The organism is Bacillus sp. JJ864 (assembly GCF_036963045.1).
Lineage (GTDB): Bacteria > Bacillota > Bacilli > Bacillales > Bacillaceae_G > Bacillus_A > Bacillus_A pseudomycoides_C.
Genome location: NZ_JBALLY010000178.1, coordinates 1 through 5,430 on the forward strand (window position 1 = coordinate 1; position 5,430 = coordinate 5,430).

Here is a 5,430-nt window from a genome sequence, read left to right on the forward strand (position 1 = left end):
ACCGTATTTCAAGTGCCAAATGCTTTAGAAAATGTATATCCAGGCTCTGGAGGATGCGCCCAAACAGCCGGAATCAAAATTCAATTAGAATATGATCTACATAGTGGGGAATTTCTTAACTTTCAAGTTGGACCAGGGAAAAATAATGACAAAACATTTGGTACGGAATGCTTAGATACCTTACGACCAGGGGATCTATGTATTCGTGATTTGGGTTATTTTTCATTGGAGGACCTAGATCAAATGGATCAACGAGGTACATACTATATTTCTCGTTTAAAATTGAATACGAATGTATATGTGAAAAATCCAAACCCAGAGTGCTTTAAAAATGGTGCAATTAAGAAACAATCGGAATACATACAAATTGATGTGAAACAGATTTTAAATCAACTACACCCCGGAGAAACATTTGAATTAAAACATGCTTATATCGGTGATAAACAACAGCTGTTTGCACGTGTTATTTTTAATCGATTAACAGAACAGCAACTTCAAAAACGACAAGCAAAAATCGCGGAAAAAGAAAAATCACAAAATAGAACGTACTCAGAGAAAAGTAAAATGGTAGCGGGATTAAACGTGTATGTGACGAACACACCTTGGGAATGGGTTCCGATGGAACAGGTACATGAGTTATATACTTTGCGTTGGCAAATAGAGATTGTCTTTAAAACGTGGAAATCACTCTTCAAAGTAAACCATTATCGTAATGTAAAACAGGAACGATTAGAGTGCCAACTATATGGAAAGCTAATCGCTATTTTCCTGTGCTCCTCTACTATGTTTAAAATGCGTCAACTTCTTTTACAAAAGAAAAAAAGGGAATTAAGCGAATATAAAGCAATAGGGATGATCCAAGATTATTTATATCTTTTGTATCAAGCTATACAGAAAAACACCCAAAAAATAACAAAGATTCTAATCCGCCTATTCCACCTACTACAGAAAAACGGGCGGAAATTTCATCGATATGAGAAGAAAACAGTCTTTGATATTATGGGTGTTATCTATGAGTATAGTAGATTTAGAAGACAAAAGAAAACTGCATAATCTTTAAAAATAATACCTATTTAGGTTTATTTGGCATGCTCATTTTTAAGAAGAAAAAATGTTTTAAGAGTTTTTTATTTTGCCTGAACAAAAGTTTATTTTGTTTCTGTTCTTAAGTTGATGGGCATGGGGTCACCTTATCAAAAAAAGAAAATTGTACGTTATGACACATTTTAGACACATTTAAGCCAACACCCTGTACGCTAAGGGTGAAATAGATCCAAGGGAAGCGTTGCAAAAATTAACATTTATGCAACGCTTCCCTTGGGATTGATTTATATAGCGCCACAACGTTGCATATATTATGTTGCAAATTAAAACCCTAAAATGATACGATATTTGTAGCAAAATAGAAAGATAGATTTATGCAACGTTAGGAGAGTAAAAATGAATTACGCATATATTCGAGTGTCCACTCCACAACAAGACTATACATTTCAGAAAAAAGAAATCCTTGCATATTGTGAAACTAACCAAATTAAATTGTTGGAAGAATGTATTTTTGAAGAAAAGCAAAGTGGAAAAAATATGGAGAGAGAACAATTCCAAATTCTTATGGGGCAACTAAACTCAGGTGATACACTTATTGTCTATAAATTAGATCGTTTAGGTAGAAATCTTTCTGATATGATTCGTACTCATGAAAAACTAATCAAAAATAATATTGGAGTCATTGCTATTCATGATAATATTGATACCCGTAAGAAAGATGACATGACGACGAAAGTCATGGTTACAATCTTGTCTTTATTTGCTGACATTGAACGGAACTATATACTGGAGCGAACGCATGCTGGTCGTATGAAGTATGTAGAAAATGGAGGGAAACTGGGAAGAACTCCTAAAATCAATAAGTCTAAAACTGATTTGATACTCGAGTTACTTAATCAAGGAAAAACCAAACAAGAAATTGCTGATTTTTTAAATGTTAATAGAACTACTATTTATCGAACATTAAAGCGAAATGGTTATTAAGATAACTTTTAACAACAAGTACTATCTATCTAAAAATCTTTCAGTCTTACTGAAGGGATTCATCACAACAACAGGAGCTAAACTATAGATATTAGCTCATCCTACTTGCAAATTATTTAATTATAAATGATAGGATTCTAAAATTATACAGTAAGATATTTAAGGATGTTAACTAATACAATTTATGAACTTATATTTTTATTCATCCTATAAAAATCTTGTAACAAATATACAATTGTCATGATTGCCATTAACCCATTAACGATAAGAGCTATTACAATTGATAATTCTGTGGTAGGTGATAACATAATATATAGCGAAACAATAGATGCAATAAAAGGAACCACTTTTCTTGTTATACAAAATTTTTTGCTTTTTTTTAGTTGTGGTATTATTCTACCTATCATTAACAAGAAAGGAGTGATGGCTAAGATACCTAACCAACCAAAACACTTTCAACAAACCAAGGCAAAAATGGCATAGCTGAAGAAAATATAAATAAGTTCAGTACTAACAGAACTAATTGTATAAGTGATAATCTTATATGTAGTTGTTTCATTTTGTTACACCTCCGATACTATTAAAATTTAATTATGTTTTATTTTTTAATGGTGTTCATTTTCGTACAGTAAAGAATTTTCAAAGCTTCATAGCATGTTTCCCCCTCGATTTCTTGCTAATCTGTCAAGAAAACTCCATCAGCATCTGCATAATATAGAAATATGGCATACATAGAATAAAGGAATGCAGTACACATCAGCATACAAGCATTCCCTTGTTATTTTTATGTTATTACTTTACATTTTATGTCCCCACTGGTCAAAGTGATAATCTTTACCGTCGATGTTAAACCAACCGTCTGAATAAAGTGAACCATCTTCTCTAGCACAATACCAAAGGTATCCGTATGCAAGAGGCCAAGGTCTATATCCACCACCAACGTTGAACCATCCTGTTTTAGCTGCTCCATTTTCATCGAAGTAATAATATTTATTCTCGATAGTTTGCCAGCCCGTTTGTGCTACGCCGTTATTGTCAAAGTGGTATAGCTTACCATCTATTTTTTCGAACCCTGCTTTGTTAACTGAGCCGTCTTCATGGAAATAATATCTTTTTCCGTCAATGTTGTCATAATCATTGAACGTATAATTGCGACCATTTGTGAAATAGTAATTCTTACCGTCTATTATTTTCCAACCGGTATAGAGAGGTCCATCTTCTAAACTATAATATTCCACTATTTTCTCTCTTTTGTTGATCCCTATTTTAAAAATCGAACCGTCATGATTAAATGTTAATATTTTGTTGTCAAACTTAACATTAACAACGCTGTCTATAACTTCTCCATTTAGATTAGAAACTCTCTCAAGCACACCTTTATCGGAAAAGTGAAGGATGACACCTCGATCTTCTATACGTATTTCCTTTTTATTTACATTGCAATTTTGGAAGTAATAGATTTTACCATCGATTTCTCGTAGACCTTTTTCAACGATTGCTCCTGAAGCATCAGAATAGTGTAGACCATTTTGGTCTTCCGTCCATGTTGAACGTTTTACAGAACCGTCATCGTTGAAATAGTAATACTTTCCGTCAATGTTGTATCCATTTGTATTGATTAATCCTGTATCCTTTTCAAAGTAATACCTCTTTCCTTGAATGTCTTGCCAACCTGTCATGAGAACTCCTTCAGCATCTGCAAAGAAATACCGATTACCTCGGTTTACCCAACTGTTCTTTATTGCATTTCCAGAAGAATCTTTTGCAATCAATTTAGTAGAATCTTTTTCATCAGCTACAAACTGTACTCCGTCATACTTCTGTCTCTCATTTTCTTTACCCGGATACCACTCTATTAACCAATTGTGAATTTCATTGCTGTTTTTATCATCGAAACGAATTTCAGAGTAGAAACGCTCACCAGTACCGAACTTTGAAGTATGCCTATCACCAGCTAAACTTACTCCATTCTTGTTAATCAAACGGAACTGAAATGAACCACTTCCATTATTTTCTACCTGAACAAGTTCAAACACTTCATCATCGCCAAGCGAATCGGAATATTGAAGTTCGTTTCCTTCTTTTCCTGAAAGGTATTTTGAACCTGTTTTTACGATTACTTTATTCGTTCCTTTTTTATAAGGGATAATTTGATAAGGTTTACCATCATTTAGTCTAATGTATGGCAGTAGCAGACCTGTCTCTATGACGTTAGTACGCTCCGCCAATACATCAGATAATCGATCATAAAAATCTGCACGAGCTTTAGGATCATTATTAACATAGTTGTCAAGAACATCTTTAGATACTGGCTTTGAAGTCAATGTTATCAATTGTTTTTGCTTATCTGATAATTTATTTGCTATCTGATCAAATAGATAATCCGAACTTCTAGCAATCACCGCCCAATCGCCAAAGGAGTCGCCGGAATATTTTTTGTAAAGTGGACCAAGAAATCTTGGGTTTTTACCAGATGCTTTTTCTACAAATGCATGTTGGCCTTGATTTATCACAACTCCGGTCTTTCCTTCGTCTAATTGTGCTTGTGTAATATAAAGAAGATCGTGTTCTGAGACATTTGCTGCATTAGGGTTTAAATCTATAATTGCACCTGCTTCAGTAATTTTAAGCTGCTGCCCAGATTTTAGTTGGTGAATTTCAATTTTTCCATTTGGATAGCGTACTTTAACTTGTTTAATAAAATTCAAATCACCTTGTGTATGATACATGGAAATATTAAATTCCCCAGATGTAAAACTAGGAGCCTGGTAAGTTTCATTTTCTGCATATACATCAATGTGAGTGCCAGGGTCTCGATCCCCTGGGCTTATTCCAAGTGCTTCATAAGTGTTTGCTACAGCACCTAATACAGTAATACCTATATCTACTACTGCACCTATCCCTGCGCTAGCCTTATTTTCTGCAATCGGTGCCATAGAAAAAAGAATTCCTAATGCCGCTGTAGCAGGGATTACCTTCTTTCCAATTCCAGTTGTTTTAAATTTCTTTTTCATTCTGTTCTCCTCTTCTTGTGAAATTTTTCACTTTCAAATTGATGTGTGAGAGTCCATCTTAATTTAAACATCTTTCAAAAGTCTTTCATAATTATTACAAAAGACTTTCGTAAATGTTACAAAAGTCTTTCATTGATTTTAATTTGTAATAAGGAAAGTATGAAATATTCATGTGAGGAGATTAAAATACATATTAAGAAACTATGTATCAACAAGTGTTAGAATGGTTACAGAGTCTTGAACTCAGAAGGCATGTACATATCGTTTTTAATAAAGGAGAAGCAAAATATGATCTTGCTTAAGCTGCATTTTTTATTGATTAGGAAAAATTCTTGACTATTCTTATGAGGCAATTGCATAGAGCAATTGCCTCATATTTCAGTTATTG

Annotated in this window: 3 protein-coding genes and 1 pseudogene; 3 read left to right on the forward strand and 1 reads right to left on the reverse strand. The window is 33.5% G+C overall.

Annotated elements, in window-relative coordinates; translation table 11 throughout:
* Both V7024_RS21795 and V7024_RS21800 read left to right on the forward strand, forming a co-directional pair.
* On the forward strand, nucleotides 1-1,053 hold a 1,053-nt coding region (locus V7024_RS21795), incomplete at its 5' end, for an IS4 family transposase (RefSeq protein ID WP_335523841.1).
* 387 nt (nucleotides 1,054-1,440) lie between these two features.
* Nucleotides 1,441-2,028, forward strand: coding sequence for a recombinase family protein (locus tag V7024_RS21800; RefSeq protein ID WP_335523844.1), 588 nt, complete (start codon nucleotides 1,441-1,443; stop codon nucleotides 2,026-2,028).
* A gap of 797 nt (nucleotides 2,029-2,825) precedes the next feature.
* Here V7024_RS21800 and V7024_RS21805 read toward each other — a convergent pair.
* The gene (locus V7024_RS21805) at nucleotides 2,826-5,042 is read right to left on the reverse strand and encodes an N-acetylmuramoyl-L-alanine amidase family protein (RefSeq protein WP_335523846.1); all 2,217 of its coding nucleotides are present in this window, start codon (nucleotides 5,040-5,042) and stop codon (nucleotides 2,826-2,828) included.
* A 200-nt stretch (nucleotides 5,043-5,242) separates the two neighbouring features.
* On the opposite strand from V7024_RS21805, the pseudogene V7024_RS24485 reads away from it, so the two are divergent.
* A pseudogene (locus tag V7024_RS24485) lies at nucleotides 5,243-5,430 on the forward strand (Tn3 family transposase); the annotation flags it as partial.

Excerpts from the sequence above, each read along its gene's own strand:
- V7024_RS21800 (WP_335523844.1), top strand. The coding sequence starts at position 1,441 with ATGAATTACGCATATATTCGAGTGTCCACTCCACAACAAGACTATACA.
- V7024_RS21805 (WP_335523846.1), bottom strand. The coding sequence starts at position 5,042 with ATGAAAAAGAAATTTAAAACAACTGGAATTGGAAAGAAGGTAATCCCT.